The organism is Runella rosea, assembly GCF_003325355.1.
GTDB lineage: Bacteria > Bacteroidota > Bacteroidia > Cytophagales > Spirosomataceae > Runella > Runella rosea.
Map to the genome: position 1 here is coordinate 5,603,533 of NZ_CP030850.1, position 17,034 is coordinate 5,620,566.

Genomic DNA, 17,034 nt, shown 5'->3' on the forward strand with positions numbered 1-17,034 from the left:
ATGCCTTTGCAGGTGTTTTCTATCTGCAAAGGCATAAAATATCCGTGATTATTACTTGCGTAATCGATATTCCAATGGCGATATTCCCACGCGCTGCTTAAAAAGCCTCGTAAAATGCTGGGGGTATTTGTAGCCTATTTCGTAGGCAATTTCGCTGATGGATTTGTTGGTATCAAAAATCTTTTCTTGGGCTAGGTCAATCACTTTGGCTTGTATGTATTCTACGGCAGATTTGCCCGTTTCTTTCTTTACCAAATCGCCAAAATAGTTGGCTGATAAATTCAGTTTTTCGGCACAATAGGCTACCGATGGCAACCCTGCAATTTGGGGCTGATTAGATTCAAAATATGTATTGAGCAGGTTTTCAAATCGTGCTAAAATATCTTTGTTTATATTTTCTCGGGTAATAAACTGACGGTCAAAGAAACGGACGCAGTAGTTGAGGAATAACTCAATATTGCTGACTATCAGTGTTTTACTGTGCTTGTCGATGCCGCGTTCTAACTCTTCTTTTATTTTGTTGAAGCATTCCAAAACAATCTGCCGTTCACGCTCCGAAATGTGCAGTGCTTCGTTGACATCGTAGGAGAAAAACCCGTATTCCTTGATTGTTCTACCCAAGGATGTGCCACGAATAAAGTCAGGATGAAATACCAACGCCCAACCGCTGGGTTGTACCAGTATTTCGTCAGGTAAATTAAACCCAAAAACCTGCCCGGGAGCAATGAAAATCAACGTCTCATCTTGATAATCGTACTGATTGCGTCCGTAGGCCATTTCTTCGCATTTTACATCTTTCAAAAAAATGACATAGATCTCTGAAAGATATTTATTGGCCTGAATTTTCACCGATTTTGATTGGTCAAGTACACTTACTAAAGGGTGCAAAGTTTCTTGTCCTCTACGCGCATTAAACTGCGTGATGCTTGCTAGTTTTTCGATTTTATCCATGATTTCTAAATGCTATTGATTCAAAAATACGATAAATACCCAATGCTTTTTGGGTAGGATTTCTAAATCAGTAAAAATGGTAAATGATACCGTAATACGGGTAATAGCCTAACCAAAAAATAGAAAGAACTTTGTCTATAATATATTGATAATCAATTAAAAATGAGTGGCGTAAACGGCCAATATTTAAAATAATGAGAAAGACACTTCTTCTGTTTGGTATTCTATTTTCCCCTTATTTGGCCTTTGCCCAAATGGTAGACACTACCCAAACGCCGAGTTTTTTTAGCGGCCAAATCACCGCTACCAATAATGGGATTTCGCTCATACCAAATTTCTCTTTAAACAAGCCTGCGGCTTTGTTTGATTTGTCGATGGGAAAAGGACGCCTCAGCTTCGATCCTATGTTTCGTTTTGGCTTAGATGGAAAACCGTGGACGTTTGTTTTTTGGTTTAGGTACAAGTTGATTGCCAGCAAAAAATTCTCGATGGGGATAGGTGCTCACCCTGCATTTTTGTTTAGGGCCGAAACCGCTACTGTCAATGGCATCAGCAAAGAATTGACGACCACCCAACGATATGTAGCTTGGGAAGCTAGCCCAACTTACCGTTTGAACAAAAAGGTAGGGTTGGGATTGTATTATTTAGGTTCGCATGGATTGACCAAAGATTTAATTCAATACGGTCATTTTGTGGCACTAAAGGCAATCATTTCAAATCTTAAACTAACGAATCAACTCAATCTTTCGTTGGTTCCGCAGTTCTATTACTTAAAACAGGACCAAGCCGCAGGGACGTACTTCAATGCAAGTTTAGGCTTGGCAAAGACTCATTTTCCTGTTTCTGTTTCGGCCAATATCAGTAAAACTATCAATTCTGAAATTAAGGGAAAAGACTTTTTGTGGAGCGTTGGGTTGGTTTATAACATCAATAACCAATATTATAAAACAAAATAATGGCATTGAGTACGTTTCTGCCGCCGTTAGTGTTTTTCATAACCAGCAAGTTAATTGTTTGATTTTCGTAATTATTGCTTTGAAAAGTGTTCACAGGAAAGCGAACCAATTTCCTAATTTTGTGGAGTGAAAGCTGGGTTTTCGGTAGTACTTTAGCGGCGAATAAATTTTGCATTTGGAAATACCTGTAAAGGTAAAGGGCACCATTTTAAGGCTGGCTTGGTTTACCATATACGGTGGCAGATTAGGAACTTATCAAGAAAGCCAAGTTTCAAAAAGCCTAGTCACTTTCGTCTTTTTGAAAAATTCACTTAATACAACCTTGGATGAACATAGAGGCAACGGCAGTTAATCAAAATAAACGTTCATTGTTAATTTTGATTTTGGGCTTACTTTCAGCCATTGGCCCGTTTTCGATTGATACCTATTTGTCGGGCTTTCCGAGTATAGCGGCCGATTTGAAGGTCACGGTAGAAGATGTCTCTTACTCATTATCCAGTTTTTTTATCGGTATCTCGGTAGGCCAATTAATCTACGGCCCCTTGCTCGACCGTTTTGGACGTAAAACGCCTTTAACCATCGGATTGGTCATTTACTTTTTTGCATCGATAGGTTGTGCCGTGGCTACTTCAATCGAAATGCTGATTGCATTACGCTTCTTACAAGCTTTGGGTGGTTGTGTGGGCATGGTGGCCCCTAGAGCCATCGTGAGAGATAGTTTTCCCATCCAGGAAAGTGTCAAAATATTTTCTACGCTAATCTTAATCCTTGGGGTATCACCCATCATTGCACCCACCGTTGGGAGTTATATGATTAGCGCGTGGGGTTGGCATTCGGTGTTTTGGTTGCAAGGTGTTATCGGATTATTGTTATTATTGGCGGTAGTGTTTGTTTTGGCCGAAAGTAAAAAACCTGACGCTTCTGTTTCGCTACTGCCAAAGCACATTATTCCAAGTTTTGTAAATATTTTCACCAACCCCCAGTTTTTTACGTATGCGGTTGCTGGGTCAATGGTAGCGGGTGGGGTGTACGCCTATTTGTCGGGGTCACCTTTTGTGTTTATGAAGATTTTTAAAGTAACCGAACAGCAATACGGTTGGATATTTGGCTTACTGGCAGGGGGACTGATTCTTAGTAGTCAACTCAATAATTTATTACTTCGCAGATACTACTCTGAGCAGATTATTAAGACCGCTTTGTTGATTCAAACCACATTGGGTCTCATCTTATGTACGCTGAGCTTTTTCAACTGGCTCAATTTATACAATTCCATCTCACTCATCTTTTTGTTTCTTTGTTGTCAAGGGTTTAGTTTTCCCAATTCCTCCGCGCTTTCTTTGGCCCCATTTTCAAAAGAAGCAGGTAGAGCATCCGCCCTGTTAGGTGCTTTGCAAATGGGGCTTGCCTCGCTGGCAGCGGCGCTGGTGAGCGTATTGAGCAACGGAACCAGCTTGCCCATGACTGGCGTGATGGCGGGCTGTGCCCTGACTGGTTTGACAATTTTTGGGGTTGGGCGTTGGATTATCAGAAGTAAAAATAAACAAGCGTTGAGTAGTTAAGATTATACTACTACGTCGCCAGTTACGGGTTATCTTTTAAATCGATACAAATAGGGTGCTTTGTTGGCGGTTTCACGCCCTCCTCCCCGCCATTGTTTATACTCTTCTGGATTCATTTATTTGTCGATTGTATCCCCAAAAAGTTATTTGTGATTTTTTATCCAGCCTCTAATTTCTAACAAATCTTTAATTGAGGTACAAAAACCGTATAAGTCGGGATATATTTGGTCGGCTTTGGCATTCATTGTTCTAAGGCGCGAAAGAAATTCAATTTTTAAATTTTTATCAATGATTATTTTACAGAATAGTGATTCTGTTTCAGTGTTAAATTTACTCAAAGCGTTACTAATAAGTCTTTCGTGGTCTTTATCAATATTTGCAGCGATACTAAAAAGACCTTGTTGTGAATTTAGTCGTCTTGATTCGAAGCTGGACAAAAAAGTATTTATATAATTGCTTTCCTCCTCTTCTGAAAGCAAATATTCATCCTCTTTATAGCGTTCCTCTTTTATAATGTTATTCATTTTAGTTTGATTGAATAAAAACACGGCTCCATCATTATTAAAATCACTATTAACGGCAAAATATAAAGCAATGTAAGGAGATGTTGTCCAATCAAGAAGTCTTGTGGGGACTCCATAATGCTGCATTAATGTGAGAGTGAGTCGTAGTTTTCCAGTCTTAAATTCTTTAATCTTAAAATCTTCATAAAGATGGGCTTTAGTTTGAAATTCTCGTAACGTAGTCATTTCAAACTTTATACCTAATTGGCGGTCAATTTGATGGCTTTCTAAAAGTCGAAGGATGGAGGGCTTGAGAGTCCAATTTGAATTGGTTTGCCCACGGAATACCCAATGAGATAGCCACTCTTTCTCTAAATTTAAATGTTCAATGGTTTTTACATAGTCTTCCCAGCGGGTAATTCTAATCTCAGGCCAAGTATGCATACTTGAATTTAGTTAATGGTGAAAGAAAAGGATATCAATGCAATTTATGATGTCTTATGTCGAGATGCGTGCCTGCACCAACTTTTTTTATCTCGGATAAGGGTATTTGGCCTCTACGGAATATCTCTCGGTTCATTGGCTTTTTATTACTCCGTTGGTTGTGTTATCACCGCCAACCATTTTTGCAAGTGAAAAAACACCTGCAAAGGCAAATACTGCTACGTCGCTAGTTACGGGTTATTTCTTAAACCGATACAGATACGGCGCTTTGTTGGCGGCTCCCGTAAACTTCTTTTCGAGGCGTTCGAGCACGTTCATATCCAGAATCATCTTTTGAAAATTGGTACGAACAAAAGTCTTATCAAAAATCGTCTCGTACAATTCTTGCACTTCCTTCATTGTAAACGTGTCAGGGAGGAGATTAAACGCATTTATCTTTTCGTCGAGGTGGCTTTGTAGCGTTTTTAGGGCTTCATCGACGATGTCGCTGTGGTCCATAATCATCCTTGGTAACTCATGAATGCTGTACCATTCGATTGATTCATCCAAATCTGTTTTTTGTGGTACAACCTTGTTGATGTCCACCAATGCATAGTACCCTATCGAAATAAACCGCTTTGTAAACCAATCATAGTCTTGTTGAGCTTCATTTTTTACATTTAATTTATCGAAGTTGAAGGCAATCAATTCATCAAGAAAGGGCTTATTGGTTCTACTTGCTTTGCCAAACACCCGAAATTGCTCCAAATAAATATCTTGGATGCCGGTGCGGTCGCGCAAAATGCGCTCGGCGGCCTGGTCTATGTCTTCGTCTTGATACACGAACCCACTCGGTAGCGCCCAAAAGTCACCCTTGAAATTTATTTTGGGAATCAGGACTTTGAGTTGTCGCTCATGGTAGCCAAAAATTACGCAATCAATTGAGACTTGGGAAATATAGTTTTGTTGACTTGGATTCTTCATAAATGGATATTATAACTACAATGGTCTGTCCTGGTGTGCAAATTTGCGCATTTAGCCACGCTGAATCTACGATTTGTGGTGTTTTATAAAATTGCCCAATCAATGAAGGAAAAACAGCCTCAATTATAATTGCATTGCAAAGGTATATAATTAGATAAAAATTATTGTATAAAAAATATACAATAATAAAACTTTGTTTACCTTTGTCTTGTCAATCACTAATAATCAGCCTTTTGTGTAAGCATTATCCTTTATGGCGATGAGAAAAATACAATTTTATCTTTTGGTAACTTTTCTTGCTTATTTCCCTTTGTCTGGTTTTGTACGAGAAACTTTTGCGCAAAACAAACTCAATCTGACGCAAATGGGCCTGATTGGAAAGGTTGACGAACGGTATCAATCATTTAACGTGGAGATGTGTGAGGTGATTGGCGGCGATTTTTGGATTCCTTATGAGTTAATAGACTCGGTAAGAAAACATTCTAATAAAAAGGGAATTGATGCCCTCAAATGGAAAATCGAGCCCATCAATTTGTCACAGCAAAAGCTACGTAATCTGGCAGCTGCCTTAGGGCCAACGTATGTGAGGGTAAGCGGTACGTGGGCTAATGCCGTCTATTTTCAAGACAATGTGGAGGCCAAGTTAGCCAGCCCACCTGCGGGTTTTAAGAATATTCTTACTCGTAAGCAGTGGAAAGGGGTGATAGATTTTTGCAAGGCAGTGGATGGAAAATTGGTCACTTCTTTTCCCATCAGCGATGGGATGTTCGATAAAGAGGGCAATTGGACCCCAACCCAAGTAAAATCCATTCTTGAGTACACGCGTGCAGTAGGAGGAGAAATAGCAGCGGCAGAACTGTTCAACGAACCTTCACACGCCTCTCATGGCGATGCGCCCAAAGGCTACAACGGTGCACGATTTGCGAAAGACTTTGCGGCTTTTAGCGCTTTTGCCGCCGAAGCCGCCCCTAAAATGAAAATCATTGGCCCGGGCTCTACGGGCGAAGGCATACTCCCCTCGGGGTTGGACCTATCGGTGGATGAGCTATTGTCGGCCACCCCCAAACCCACTTTTGAAGTATTTACGTACCACTATTATGGCACGGTGTCAAGGCGTTGTATGGGTGGACAAAAGCCCGAAAATGCCCTCTCTGCCGAATGGCTGAGCAGGACCGAAAAAGGACTGGAATTTTACCAAAATGCCCGTGATAAATACGTGCCCAATGCGCCCATCTGGCTCACCGAGACCGCCGAAGCCGCTTGTGGGGGCAATCCTTGGGCCGCTACCTACCTTGATAGCTTCCGATACTTAGAACAGTTGGGTCGATTGGCCAAAAAAGGGGTTCAGGTGGTGATGCACAATACCCTCGCTCGCAGCGAATACGCCTTGCTCGACCACGATACGCACAACCCTCGTCCTAATTATTGGGCGGCGTTGCTGTGGGGCAAGTTGATGGGGACTGACGTATATGAGTCAGCGAACACAGAGGCAGGGGTAGATATTTTTGTGCATGATCTAAAAGGTAAAAAGAAGGGTAAAGCCGTGTTGATTTTGAACACCAACGCCAAAGCATCTTCAGTAGAGATTCCAGCAGGGGCAAAGCAATACACACTTACGGCCGATGAATTGATGACCAAAAAAGTGAAGCTAAATGGTGTCGAATTACGACTAAACGGTGATGAAATACCCGCTATTACGGGCAGAAATGTGAAGAAAGGCAATGTCGAATTGCCTGCTCATAGCATCATGTTTTTGACGTTTGAGTAAGAAAATGAACTATAATTTACTACCATAAACAGTAGCCCACGGATGATACAGATACATAAAGTAACACAGATTTTTACGGATTATTTTAAATCTGTGCGCCCCGCTGCTAAAATTCAAAAGATGATGAAAAAAAAGGGCCTACAATTTTCAATTGGATTTTATGGATGGCTGTTTTTTTGGGCAGGATACTGCCAAGCCCAAAATATACTGCCACAGCAAAGCCAACAACTTGCCCAAAAGTTTATTACCAAAGACACCATTTTCAAAGCTCCTTACATTGACATTGACGAATGGCGAGAAAAGCCTGTCCGCCACCGGTATTTACATGGAGGTTTTGCGGGTACAGAAACTCGTTTTTCTTTATATTTTCCCGAAAAATCACACTATCAAGGGCGTTTTTTTCAGTACATTACGCCATTTCCTGACAATGAATTTTTGTCGCAAGGAGCAACGGGAGAAGAAGACAAAATCAGTTTCTCTATCAGCAGCGGTGCGTATTTTGTCGAAACCAACGGCGGTGGGAAAGTAGATTTTTCAAAGCCAAGTTTCAATTCCGACCCTACGATTGGTGCGTTCAGAGCCAATGCTGCCACCGCTTCTTTTTCTAAAATCGTCGCTTCTGAAATTTTTGGGAAACATCGTACTTACGGCTACGCTTTTGGCGGTAGTGGTGGCGCGTATAGGACTATCGGTAGTATCGAAAATACCGATGGCGTTTGGGATGGAGTAGTACCTTACGTATTGGGGTCTCCGATGGCCATTCCAAATGTTTTTGCCGTCAGAATGAACGCTATGCGGATTTTAGATAAAAAACTCCCCCAAATTATTGACGCACTTGACGCAGGCGGTAGCGGCGATATGTACGCGGGCTTAAACGAAGAAGAAAAAGAAGCATTGAGAGAAGCGACCAAATTGGGTTTTCCGGCGCAGTCGTGGTTTGGCTACAAAACCATGGGAATCCACGGTTTCATAGCTCTATACCAAGGCATGAGAATGGCCGATGCCAAGTTTTTTGAAGATTTTTGGAGAGTAGAGGGTTATTTGGGCGCAAACCCTACGGAGTCGCTTCTGAAAGCTCGCCTTCAAAAAGTAAGTAAAATAAAAGCGGGTATTACCATTGACGAAGCCGTAAAGTTGGGCTTGAAAGAACCTGAAACGGCGGGCGAAAGAGGCTCGGCAGATTTGGCTTGGAAAAGTATGGGTGGTGTTGAGGGAAAAATGCCCGTGGCTTTCCAAATTGAAGATATTTTGCCCGATGTCAATTTCATGGGTGGCGACCTTGTCATCAAAACTGGAGCAGCGGCAGGCAAGACCCTGCAATTAGCTACTATTTTGGGCGATAAAATAGTTTTTGGCCCCGTTGACCTGTCGGTTTTAGCCAAAATCAAAGTGGGGGATGAGGTGTTCATTGATAATTCTAATTTCTTGGCGGTTCAAACCTATCACCGCCACCAAGTGCCCGGCAGAGAATACAAAGTTTGGGATTATTGGCGAGATGCCAACGGCAACCCCAAATACCCGCAAAGATCCCTCCTACTAGGGCCACTGTTTACTAGAGGCGCGGCAGGGGTTTTACCTACGGGTAATTTCAAAGGAAAAATGATTGTGCTGTGTTCATTGTGGGACAGGGAGGCGTTTGCATGGCAAGGTGATTTTTATCGGGAAAAAGTAAAATCCCATTTGGGCGATAAAACCGATGAAAATTTTAGGCTCTGGTACACCGACCGCGCTTTACACGGAGATTTATCAAAGCAAGAATACCCTACTCGCACCGTAAGTTACCTCGGCGTTTTACAGCAAGCCCTCAGAGATTTGAGTGCGTGGTGCGAAAAAGGAATTATACCAGCTGCATCCACAAATTACAAAATCGAAGATGGTCAAGTAGTTGTACCAACCACCGCCTCTGAGCGTAGAGGCATCCAACCCGTTGTAAACCTGACGATTAATGGTGAAAAGAAAGCAAATACGAAAGCGGGGCAAACGGCATCGTTTGAAGCGGTAGTAGAAGTGCCGCTGCACACAGGCAAAATTGTGGCAGCCGAATGGGATTTTGAAGGAAAAGACAGTTTTCCAATCAAATCCGAAAAGATTGTTTTTGATGAGAAAACAGGCCGTGCTACCTTGAAAATGACCTATAAGTTTACCAAATCAGGTACTTACTTTCCCACATTGAGAGTGGCCTCCCAACGCAATGGAGATGCCAAAACGCCTTTTGCTCGCATTCCAAACTTGGATAGAGTGCGGGTAGTGGTGGAGTAAATCAGTTTGGCCGATACATCTGTTTTCTGATTTATAGATTCTTGTGATTTATTTTTTATTTCTAAACAACCGTGGCGACGTACAAACGCAAACACAATGAAAAAAGCAAGTCTGTTTTTTATCGCCCTTTTCTTAGGAGTACTGACAAAAGGATTTTCCCAAACGGCATCTGCCCCGGATTTTTTTGCTGGGAAATGGGAAATTGCATTGGAAGGAACGCCCATGGGGGATGTAAAGTTTGCGACAAATCTTGTGCGCAAAGACGGCAAACTAACGGGAGATTTGGCCAGAGCGGGAGAGCCTAACGCAGAAAAACGCCCCATCACTAAAATTGAAGAAACTGACAAAACCTTGAAAATATATTTTGAGTCTTCGCAGGGAGGGGAAATTTCGATTGACCTAACCAAAGTAGATGACAACAACCTCAAAGGTACGTTGATGGACTTTACCGCAACGGCCAAACGTGTGAAAGAATAATTTAAAATTTTTACCACAAAGAACACTAAGAAAGGCACAAAGTACGCAAAGAATAAAGCTTTGAGAACTTTGTCCTCTACTTAGTGAACATCGTGATTACAAAATCCAAAATCATGCAAGCAAGCAATAAGGTCATCGTCGTAACAGGCGCAGGAAGCGGTATTGGGCGTGAATTGACCCTCCAATTATTGAAGAAAAATGCCAACGTAGCGGGCATTGATATTCATCAAAATACGTTGACCGAAACCCAAAAATTGGCAGGTGTGGGTGACGACCGATTCAAAGGTTTTGTGCTGGATATTTCTGACAAAACAAAAGCCGATGCGTTGCCCAATGAAGTGATAACGCATTTTGGCTCCGTGGACGGCATCATCAACAACGCAGGAATTATTCAGAAGTTTATACACGTCAATGACTTGGCCATCGAAGACATCTACCGAGTGATGAATGTCAATTTCTTCGGCACACTCTACCTGACCAAAGCCTTTTTGCCGCATTTTTTGGTGCGTCCCGAAGCCCATATTGTGAATATTTCGAGCATGGGTGGGTTTATTCCTTTTCCTGGACAAACCATTTACGGAGCAGCCAAAGCCGCCGTGAAACTCCTCACCGAAGGGCTTTATGCCGAGTTAAAAGACACCAACGTACACGTAACTGTCGTCCACCCGGGGGCGATTGCGACCAACATTACCGAAAATTCGGGACTTGGGAAGCCCCAAGCAGATGCCAATGCCCAACAGTCAAAAATGGCTTTGCCGGCCCCACGAGCGGCCGAAATCATCATCAAGGCAATGGAAAGCAATAAATACCGTGCGATGGTAGGCAAAGACGCCATGATGCTCGACATCCTCTACCGAGTCAACCCCCGATTTGCCACCAATTTCATTGGGAAAATGATGAAGAAAATGGTAACCAATAGGTAGTACACTGTTTTTTATCCTCCATCCTTCAATGCTGCCAAGCCAATTTCTATAAACTTGGCTTTGTCTTCTTTTATCAATGCTATCATAGGTTTTCTATCCTCGGGTATTGTAAAATACTTATCGGCCCACAAGTTGATTTCTACCATGATGGGCAATAAATCAATCCCTTTTTGGGTCAATTTATACAGCACTTTGGCCTTGCTCTGAGGATGCTCCAATTTTAAGATTAGTCCGTTTTCTTCCAATGCTTGCAATCTGGCAGCTAAAATATTGGTCGCTATTTTCTCGCCCGACTTTAAAAAATCGCCATAAGTACAGGCTTTTGCTGTCATTAAATCTCTGATTATCAACAAAGACCACTTGTCGCCCCAAATATCAAGCGAGCTACTAATGGGGCATTCCGACCTTTTTTTTGATTCTTTCATAAAATAGTTTTGAAATTACTTGCAAAATGAAAGCGATTTGATTTGCATTTGCACTTGCAAAATGCAAGCAAATTTACATACTAATATTTTACGAAATCAAAATGAAACAAAATATTTTAATCACAGGTGCATCATCAGGTTTTGGTTTGCTGGTAGCCACGAAGTTACACGAAAGAGGCTACAATGTCATTGGAACAAGTCGCAACCCCGAAAAATACCAAAGCCTTGTGCCGTTCAAATTATTGGCATTAGATATTGCCGATGATAATTCTGTAAAGTCATTTAGCAAACAACTTTTTGGCGAAATCAAGCAGTTAGATGTATTGATAAACAATGCGGGATTTTACTTGTCTGGTCTTGCCGAAGAAACGACCATTGAGCAAGGAAAACAACAATTTGAAACCAATTTTTGGGGGACGATAAAACTTACCAATGAATTGTTGCCGACTTTTAGAAAGCAAAGATTTGGTAAAATAATAACCATTGGTTCAATTATGGGTTTACTCAATTTTCCCAATGCAGCTTATTATGGTGCTTCAAAACACGCCTTAGAGGGATATTTTAAAGCGTTGAGATTTGAATTAAATGAGTTCAATATCAAAGTGGCAATGGTTGAACCCATGGCATTCAAAACCAATCTTTTAAGTGGTTCGGTAGCAGTGGCAGGAAAAATAGAAGATTACAATATTTATCGTAATAAAATATCAGCATTCGCAAAGAATTTATTTGAAAATGCCCCCGAACCAATACCTGTTATTGATACGCTCATAAAATTGGTGGAAGATAAAAATCCCAAATTCAGTCACCCTGTGGGTAAAGGGGCATCGGTTTTTCTGGCGATTCAGCATTTTGCCTACAAAACATTTGAAAACTCAATCATTAAAAGTATTAACAAGTCCCAAAAATGAAAGCATTTACAGTAAACCGTTACGGAAAAAAAGAGATATTGCACTTAACCGAAATAGATGAACCTACTTTAAAAGAGAGTGAAGTAATGGTTGAGGTATATTCAACGGGGGTAAATTTATTGGATGCTAAAATAAGAAGTGGTGAGTTCAAATTTTTGCTGCCTTATAAATCGCCCTTTACATTAGGGCATGATGTGGCAGGTATTGTTACAAAAGTTGGCTCAAAAGCAAACAAATTTAAGGTTGGCGATGAAGTATATGCACGACCTGCCGACTTTCATATCGGCACTTTTGCAGAATACATTGCCGTCAATGAGCGTGATTTGGCTCTGAAACCTAAAAACCTGACAATGGAAGAAGCTGCCTCTATTCCATTAGTTGGTTTGACTGCCTGGCAGGCGCTTGTTGAAAAAATGAAATTGAAAAAAGGGCAAAAAGTATTCATACAAGCAGGTTCGGGGGGGGTAGGTACCTTCGCTATTCAGTTGGCAAAACATTTGGGGGCCTTTGTAGCAACAACAACCAGTGCAGCAAACATTGATTTGGTAAAAAAATTGGGTGCTGATGTGGTGATTGACTATAAAACACAAGATTTTGAAACGCTATTAAAAGAGTATGATTTTGTGTTGAATAGCCAAGATACCAAAACCCTAGAAAAATCCTTGAAAGTCTTAAAACCAAGTGGGAAAGTCATTTCAATTTCTGGGCCGCCCGATGTCGAATTTGCCAACGAAGCAGGTTTGTCTTGGTTTTTCAAAATGCTGATGCGTTTACTTAGTTTCGGTATCAAGAAGAAGGCAAACAAGCTACATATTGATTATAACTTCTTGTTTATGAGGGCAGAAGGAAAGCAGTTGAGTGAAATTACTGCTTTAATAGAAGCAGGAAAAATCCGTCCAATTGTTGATAAAATTTTCCCATTCGAGCAAACCAATGAGGCAATGGCTTATGTTGAGTCGGGGCGTGCCAAAGGGAAGGTAGTTATTAAGGTAAAATAAATCACCTTCTAAACCGATACAAATAGGGAGCTTTGTTCTGGGCTCCTGTAAATTTCTTTTCTAATCGTTCTAAAACATTCAAATCCAAAATCTTCTTTTGAAAATTGTTTCGGGCGTAGGTCTCTTCAAAAATAGTTTCGTACAAGTCTTGCACCTCTTTCATAGTAAACGTTTCGGGAAGCAGGTTTAGGACTATTATGTTTGTATCTAAGTTTAATCGTAAAGATTCGAGGGCTTTTTCAATCATTTCATGATGATCCATCATCATGGTGGGTAGCTCATGTATGTTGTACCACTCCATAGACTCGTCTAAGGCGGTTTTGATGGGCGTGACTTTGTTAATATCCACCAATGCGTAGTAGCCTAAAGAAATAAATCGGGCTGTGAGCCATTCGAAATCTGCCTTTGATAGGGTAACATCGCCAACAAAACGCTCTTGGTTCAGTTCAATCACGTGTTCTAAGAATTTTTTGTTAGTCCTATTTGCCTGACCAAAGTTCTTGAAATGGGTTAAAAATATGTTTGAAATGCCCGTTCGTTCTTCCAGAATCCGATGTGCCGCCTCATCAATCCCTTCTTTTTGGAGAATAAATCCGCTTGGTAGCGAATAAAAGTCTCCTTTGAAATTCAACTTCGTAATTAATACTTTAAGCTCTCTTTCTTGATAGCCAAATATCACACAGTCAATCGCAAGCTGGGATATATAGTCTTGGTTAGCGAATAAATTCATCAGGAATCCTATCATAATGGTTTTGGCAAAGGTACTCCTCATCCTTAAAAAATGCCATTTGTCAGTTATAAATATTCAAAGATATAATAGTGGAAATTTTTATTGTCTATTTTTTTAGACAATAAAAATTTCTTCCTACCTTTGTTTTAAATTATAAAACAAACGTGGCGACGGCGTGTTGACGCACCAAACGCAAAAACAAATGAAAAAAGCAAGCATCGTTATTTTCTTAGCATTCTTCGGAATCGCACTCCAAGGTTTTTCACAAACCGCAATCCCAGCTGTCCCAACCAATGACATTTATACTGGAAAATGGGAAATGTTAATCATTGGCACACCCAACGGTGATGCTGCGCTAACTACTGTTTTGGTTCGAAAAGAGGGAAAATTGACAGGGACAATTATCCCCAAAACGAGCGATCAAAAGGAAGAAATTAAGATTTCAAACATTGAAGAAGCCGATGGAAAAATTACCCTTTACTTTACTATTCAAGATTATGATGTGAATGTTTTGTTAGAAAAAGTAGATGATGAAAATCTGAAAGGTTCAATGATGAATATGTTTGATGTGAAGGCAAAAAGAGTGAAATAATTGAAATTTTGCCACGAATCATTTGTGCATTCGTGGCAAAAAATAAAACAAAATGAGAAATTGTATTTTGTTCATAATCAGCTATTTGGTGTATTTTCAATCTGCTTTTTCTCAAATAAAAGTAGGTCGAAATCAATCTTTTGATTTCAATTGGAAATTCAAAAAAGGCAAAGAAATTGATGCAAAAGCCGCTAATTTCAATGATGCTGATTGGCGAAAATTAGACATTCCGCACGATTGGAGTATCGAAGATTTAGCTGAAAATCCATCCGATAGCATCGTAGGACCATCCAGTCTAGGTCCCTTCTACAAAAAAGCTGTAGGTAAAAATGCGACTGCCTTTACGGTGGGCGGGACGGCCTGGTATCGTAAGACTTTTGTGATGGACAAAACTACCGCAAACAAAAAGGTTTTTATCCAATTTGATGGCGTGTATATGAATTCTGATGTTTGGCTCAACGGCCATCATTTAGGCAATCACCCCAATGGTTATACGTCATTCATTTATGATTTGACCGCTCATTTGAATCCTATCGGAAAAGAAAATGTAATAGCCGTTCAAGTGAAAAATGAAGGTGATAATTCTCGTTGGTACGCAGGCTCGGGTATTTACCGCCATGTGTGGTTGAGTGTGGTTAATGCTGTGCATATCGAAAATTGGGGAGTACAAATAGTTTCAAGCAAGGTTTCGGAGCAATCGGCTGATATTCATATTGCTACAAAAATTGAAAATTCTGCTCAAAATATTTCACTTACAACGGATTTGTATTCAGTTGAAAATAAATTGGTTAGCTCAAAAACAACGGATGTTTCTGGCAAAAACAAGGCCGAGCAAATGATTGTTTTGAAGAATCCGAAACTTTGGGACATTGAAAGCCCTCATTTGTACAAAGCCAAAATCATTCTCAAACAAAATGGGAAAGTAATTGATGAATATACCCAAAATTTTGGGGTAAGAAGTATCCATTTCGACGCAAAAACGGGTTTTACTTTAAACGGAAAAAACGTTAAACTCAAAGGCGGTTGTATCCACCACGACAATGGCCCTTTGGGAGCGGTTGCTATTGATAGAGCCGAAGAAAGAAAAATAGAATTGCTCAAAAAGAATGGTTACAATGCCGTTCGATTTGCGCATAATCCTTTTTCTGCGGAGCTTTTAGATGCCTGCGACCGCCTCGGTATGCTGGTGATGAATGAGGCTTTTGATATGTGGGAGCGCAACAAAACCCCCGACGATTACGCTGATTATTTTAAAGATTGGTGGCAAAAAGATTTAACTTCCATCATTCAAAAAGACTTCAACCATCCTTCAGTAATTATGTGGAGTATCGGAAACGAAATCCCCGAAATTATTGATAGTACTGGCCACAAAACTTCAAAGATGTTAGCGGATTTTGTCCGTAATTTAGACAGTTCAAGACCTGTTTCAAACGCTATTCCTTTTCACCTTCCATTGATTGCCAGAAAAAAATGGGATGTTACCGACCCCGCTTTTGCCAGCTTAGACGTGGGAGGGTATAATTACGCCAGTCAATATTATGAAAGCGACCACAAAAAATATCCCGATAGGCTCATGGTTGCCACGGAGTATTTTCCGCCCAAAGCCCTCGAAAATTGGAATGCCGTAGAGAAAAATTCGTATGTGATTGGTATGTTTAGCTGGTCAGCGATTGACTATTTGGGCGAAGCAGGACTTGGTTTGTCAAGGTTGAAGAACAAAAGTGATAAAAATGGCGGATTTCAAGAAACTTTCATGGCACCCGAATGGCCGATTTTTAATGCTTACACGGGCGAGTTAGATTTAATTGGCAATAAGAAATCCGCGTCTTATTATTTAGATGTGGTGTGGCGTAGAAGTCCCATGGAGGTTCTTGTTCATCGTCCAATTCCTGAAGGAAAAAGGGAAATTACTGGTTTTTATGATTTTCCTGATGAGATGAAAAGCTGGACTTGGCCAAGGCACGAAAATGACTCTTTACAAGTGAGGGTTTTTACAAGATGCCAGAAAGTGAAATTGGAATTGAATGGTAAACAGATTGCCGAACAAAATCTTGAAAAAGGGTCAATTATTGGCACATTTAGCGTGCCTTACATCGCTGGAAAATTAGTGGCGCGTTGTTATGATGGGGATAAAGAAGTCGCTTCAGAAACCCTCACAACGGCTGGCAAACCAGTTGCAATTCGCTTAAAAGCCGATAGACAGACTATTAAAGCCAACAGAAATGACTTGGCTTATATCAATGTAGAAATTGTGGATGAGGCAGGAAATGTTGTACCAAACATGGATGAGGTTTTGATTAAATATCAAATTACAGGTAATGGAAGTATTGCAGGCGTAGGCAATGGCAATCCACGAGATATGTCGAGCTTCCAGAAACCAGAAAAAAAAGTATATCAAGGCAAAGGCTTGGTTATTGTTCGCCCGACCGAAAAAACGGGGAAAATGATGTTGAACGCTAAAGCAGAAGGATTAAAAGATGGGTTTTTAACGATTGAAACCCGTTAAGGATATTTAGCTTATACGGTATATCTTTCGGTTGATTGGCTTTTTTATAAATCAAAGTCAAACCGTGAATGT

Annotated in this window: 15 protein-coding genes; 10 read left to right on the forward strand and 5 right to left on the reverse strand. The window is 40.6% G+C overall.

Going from position 1 to position 17,034, the window contains the following annotated elements; all coding sequences use genetic code 11:
• Positions 1-51: 51 nt before the first annotated feature.
• Positions 52-951: a helix-turn-helix domain-containing protein gene (locus tag DR864_RS23175; protein ID WP_114069196.1), complete on the reverse strand. Its 900-nt coding sequence runs from the start codon at positions 949-951 to the stop codon at positions 52-54.
• Positions 952-1,145: 194 nt separating this feature from the next.
• On the opposite strand from DR864_RS23175, the gene DR864_RS23180 reads away from it, so the two are divergent.
• On the forward strand, positions 1,146-1,907 hold the full coding sequence (locus tag DR864_RS23180; RefSeq protein WP_114069197.1) for a hypothetical protein: 762 nt from the start codon (positions 1,146-1,148) through the stop codon (positions 1,905-1,907).
• 326 nt (positions 1,908-2,233) lie between these two features.
• Positions 2,234-3,466, forward strand: a complete 1,233-nt coding sequence (locus DR864_RS23190; RefSeq protein WP_114069199.1) for a multidrug effflux MFS transporter — start codon at positions 2,234-2,236, stop codon at positions 3,464-3,466.
• A 143-nt stretch (positions 3,467-3,609) separates the two neighbouring features.
• On the opposite strand, the gene DR864_RS23195 is transcribed toward DR864_RS23190, so the two are convergent.
• Together DR864_RS23195 and DR864_RS23200 are read right to left on the reverse strand one after the other, a co-directional pair.
• Complete coding sequence (locus tag DR864_RS23195) at positions 3,610-4,413, reverse strand: FRG domain-containing protein (RefSeq protein ID WP_114069200.1); 804 nt, start codon at positions 4,411-4,413, stop codon at positions 3,610-3,612.
• Positions 4,414-4,650: 237 nt separating this feature from the next.
• The gene (locus DR864_RS23200) at positions 4,651-5,376 is read right to left on the reverse strand and encodes an NUDIX hydrolase (RefSeq protein ID WP_114069201.1); all 726 of its coding nucleotides are present in this window, start codon (positions 5,374-5,376) and stop codon (positions 4,651-4,653) included.
• Positions 5,377-5,635: 259 nt separating this feature from the next.
• Between DR864_RS23200 and DR864_RS23205 the strand changes: the two genes are divergently transcribed.
• The 4 genes from DR864_RS23205 to DR864_RS23220 all read left to right on the forward strand — a co-directional run bounded on the left by DR864_RS23205 (position 5,636) and on the right by DR864_RS23220 (position 10,803).
• Positions 5,636-7,144 carry a hypothetical protein gene (locus DR864_RS23205; protein ID WP_162794065.1) on the forward strand — a complete coding sequence of 503 codons (1,509 nt, stop codon included), beginning with the start codon at positions 5,636-5,638 and terminating at the stop codon, positions 7,142-7,144.
• Positions 7,145-7,186: 42 nt separating this feature from the next.
• Positions 7,187-9,403: a PKD domain-containing protein gene (locus DR864_RS23210; RefSeq protein ID WP_205319154.1), complete on the forward strand. Its 2,217-nt coding sequence runs from the start codon at positions 7,187-7,189 to the stop codon at positions 9,401-9,403.
• A 96-nt stretch (positions 9,404-9,499) separates the two neighbouring features.
• Positions 9,500-9,880 carry a hypothetical protein gene (locus DR864_RS23215; RefSeq protein WP_114069203.1) on the forward strand — a complete coding sequence of 127 codons (381 nt, stop codon included), beginning with the start codon at positions 9,500-9,502 and terminating at the stop codon, positions 9,878-9,880.
• Between the two features lie 113 nt (positions 9,881-9,993).
• Positions 9,994-10,803 (forward strand): SDR family NAD(P)-dependent oxidoreductase, encoded by an 810-nt coding sequence (locus tag DR864_RS23220; RefSeq protein ID WP_114070442.1) that lies wholly within the window; start codon positions 9,994-9,996, stop codon positions 10,801-10,803.
• Positions 10,804-10,814: 11 nt separating this feature from the next.
• On the opposite strand, the gene DR864_RS23225 is transcribed toward DR864_RS23220, so the two are convergent.
• The gene (locus DR864_RS23225) at positions 10,815-11,228 is read right to left on the reverse strand and encodes a winged helix-turn-helix transcriptional regulator (RefSeq protein WP_114069204.1); all 414 of its coding nucleotides are present in this window, start codon (positions 11,226-11,228) and stop codon (positions 10,815-10,817) included.
• 101 nt (positions 11,229-11,329) lie between these two features.
• Here DR864_RS23225 and DR864_RS23230 point away from each other — a divergent pair, with 101 nt between their 5' ends.
• Positions 11,330-12,136, forward strand: a complete 807-nt coding sequence (locus DR864_RS23230) for an SDR family NAD(P)-dependent oxidoreductase (protein ID WP_114069205.1) — start codon at positions 11,330-11,332, stop codon at positions 12,134-12,136.
• Positions 12,133-13,134, forward strand: a complete 1,002-nt coding sequence (locus tag DR864_RS23235; RefSeq protein WP_114069206.1) for an NADP-dependent oxidoreductase — start codon at positions 12,133-12,135, stop codon at positions 13,132-13,134. Before DR864_RS23230 ends, DR864_RS23235 begins: the two co-directional genes overlap by 4 nt.
• A 1-nt stretch (position 13,135) precedes the next feature.
• Here DR864_RS23235 and DR864_RS23240 read toward each other — a convergent pair whose 3' ends face one another.
• Positions 13,136-13,879, reverse strand: coding sequence for an NUDIX hydrolase (locus tag DR864_RS23240; RefSeq protein ID WP_229599457.1), 744 nt, complete (start codon positions 13,877-13,879; stop codon positions 13,136-13,138).
• Positions 13,880-14,066: 187 nt separating this feature from the next.
• On the opposite strand from DR864_RS23240, the gene DR864_RS23245 reads away from it, so the two are divergent.
• Both DR864_RS23245 and DR864_RS23250 read left to right on the forward strand, forming a co-directional pair.
• A complete protein-coding gene (locus DR864_RS23245; protein WP_114070444.1) occupies positions 14,067-14,456 on the forward strand; it encodes a hypothetical protein in 390 nt (129 codons plus the stop codon).
• A 52-nt stretch (positions 14,457-14,508) separates the two neighbouring features.
• Positions 14,509-16,962: a glycoside hydrolase family 2 TIM barrel-domain containing protein gene (locus DR864_RS23250; RefSeq protein ID WP_114069207.1), complete on the forward strand. Its 2,454-nt coding sequence runs from the start codon at positions 14,509-14,511 to the stop codon at positions 16,960-16,962.
• Positions 16,963-17,034 lie beyond the last annotated feature (72 nt).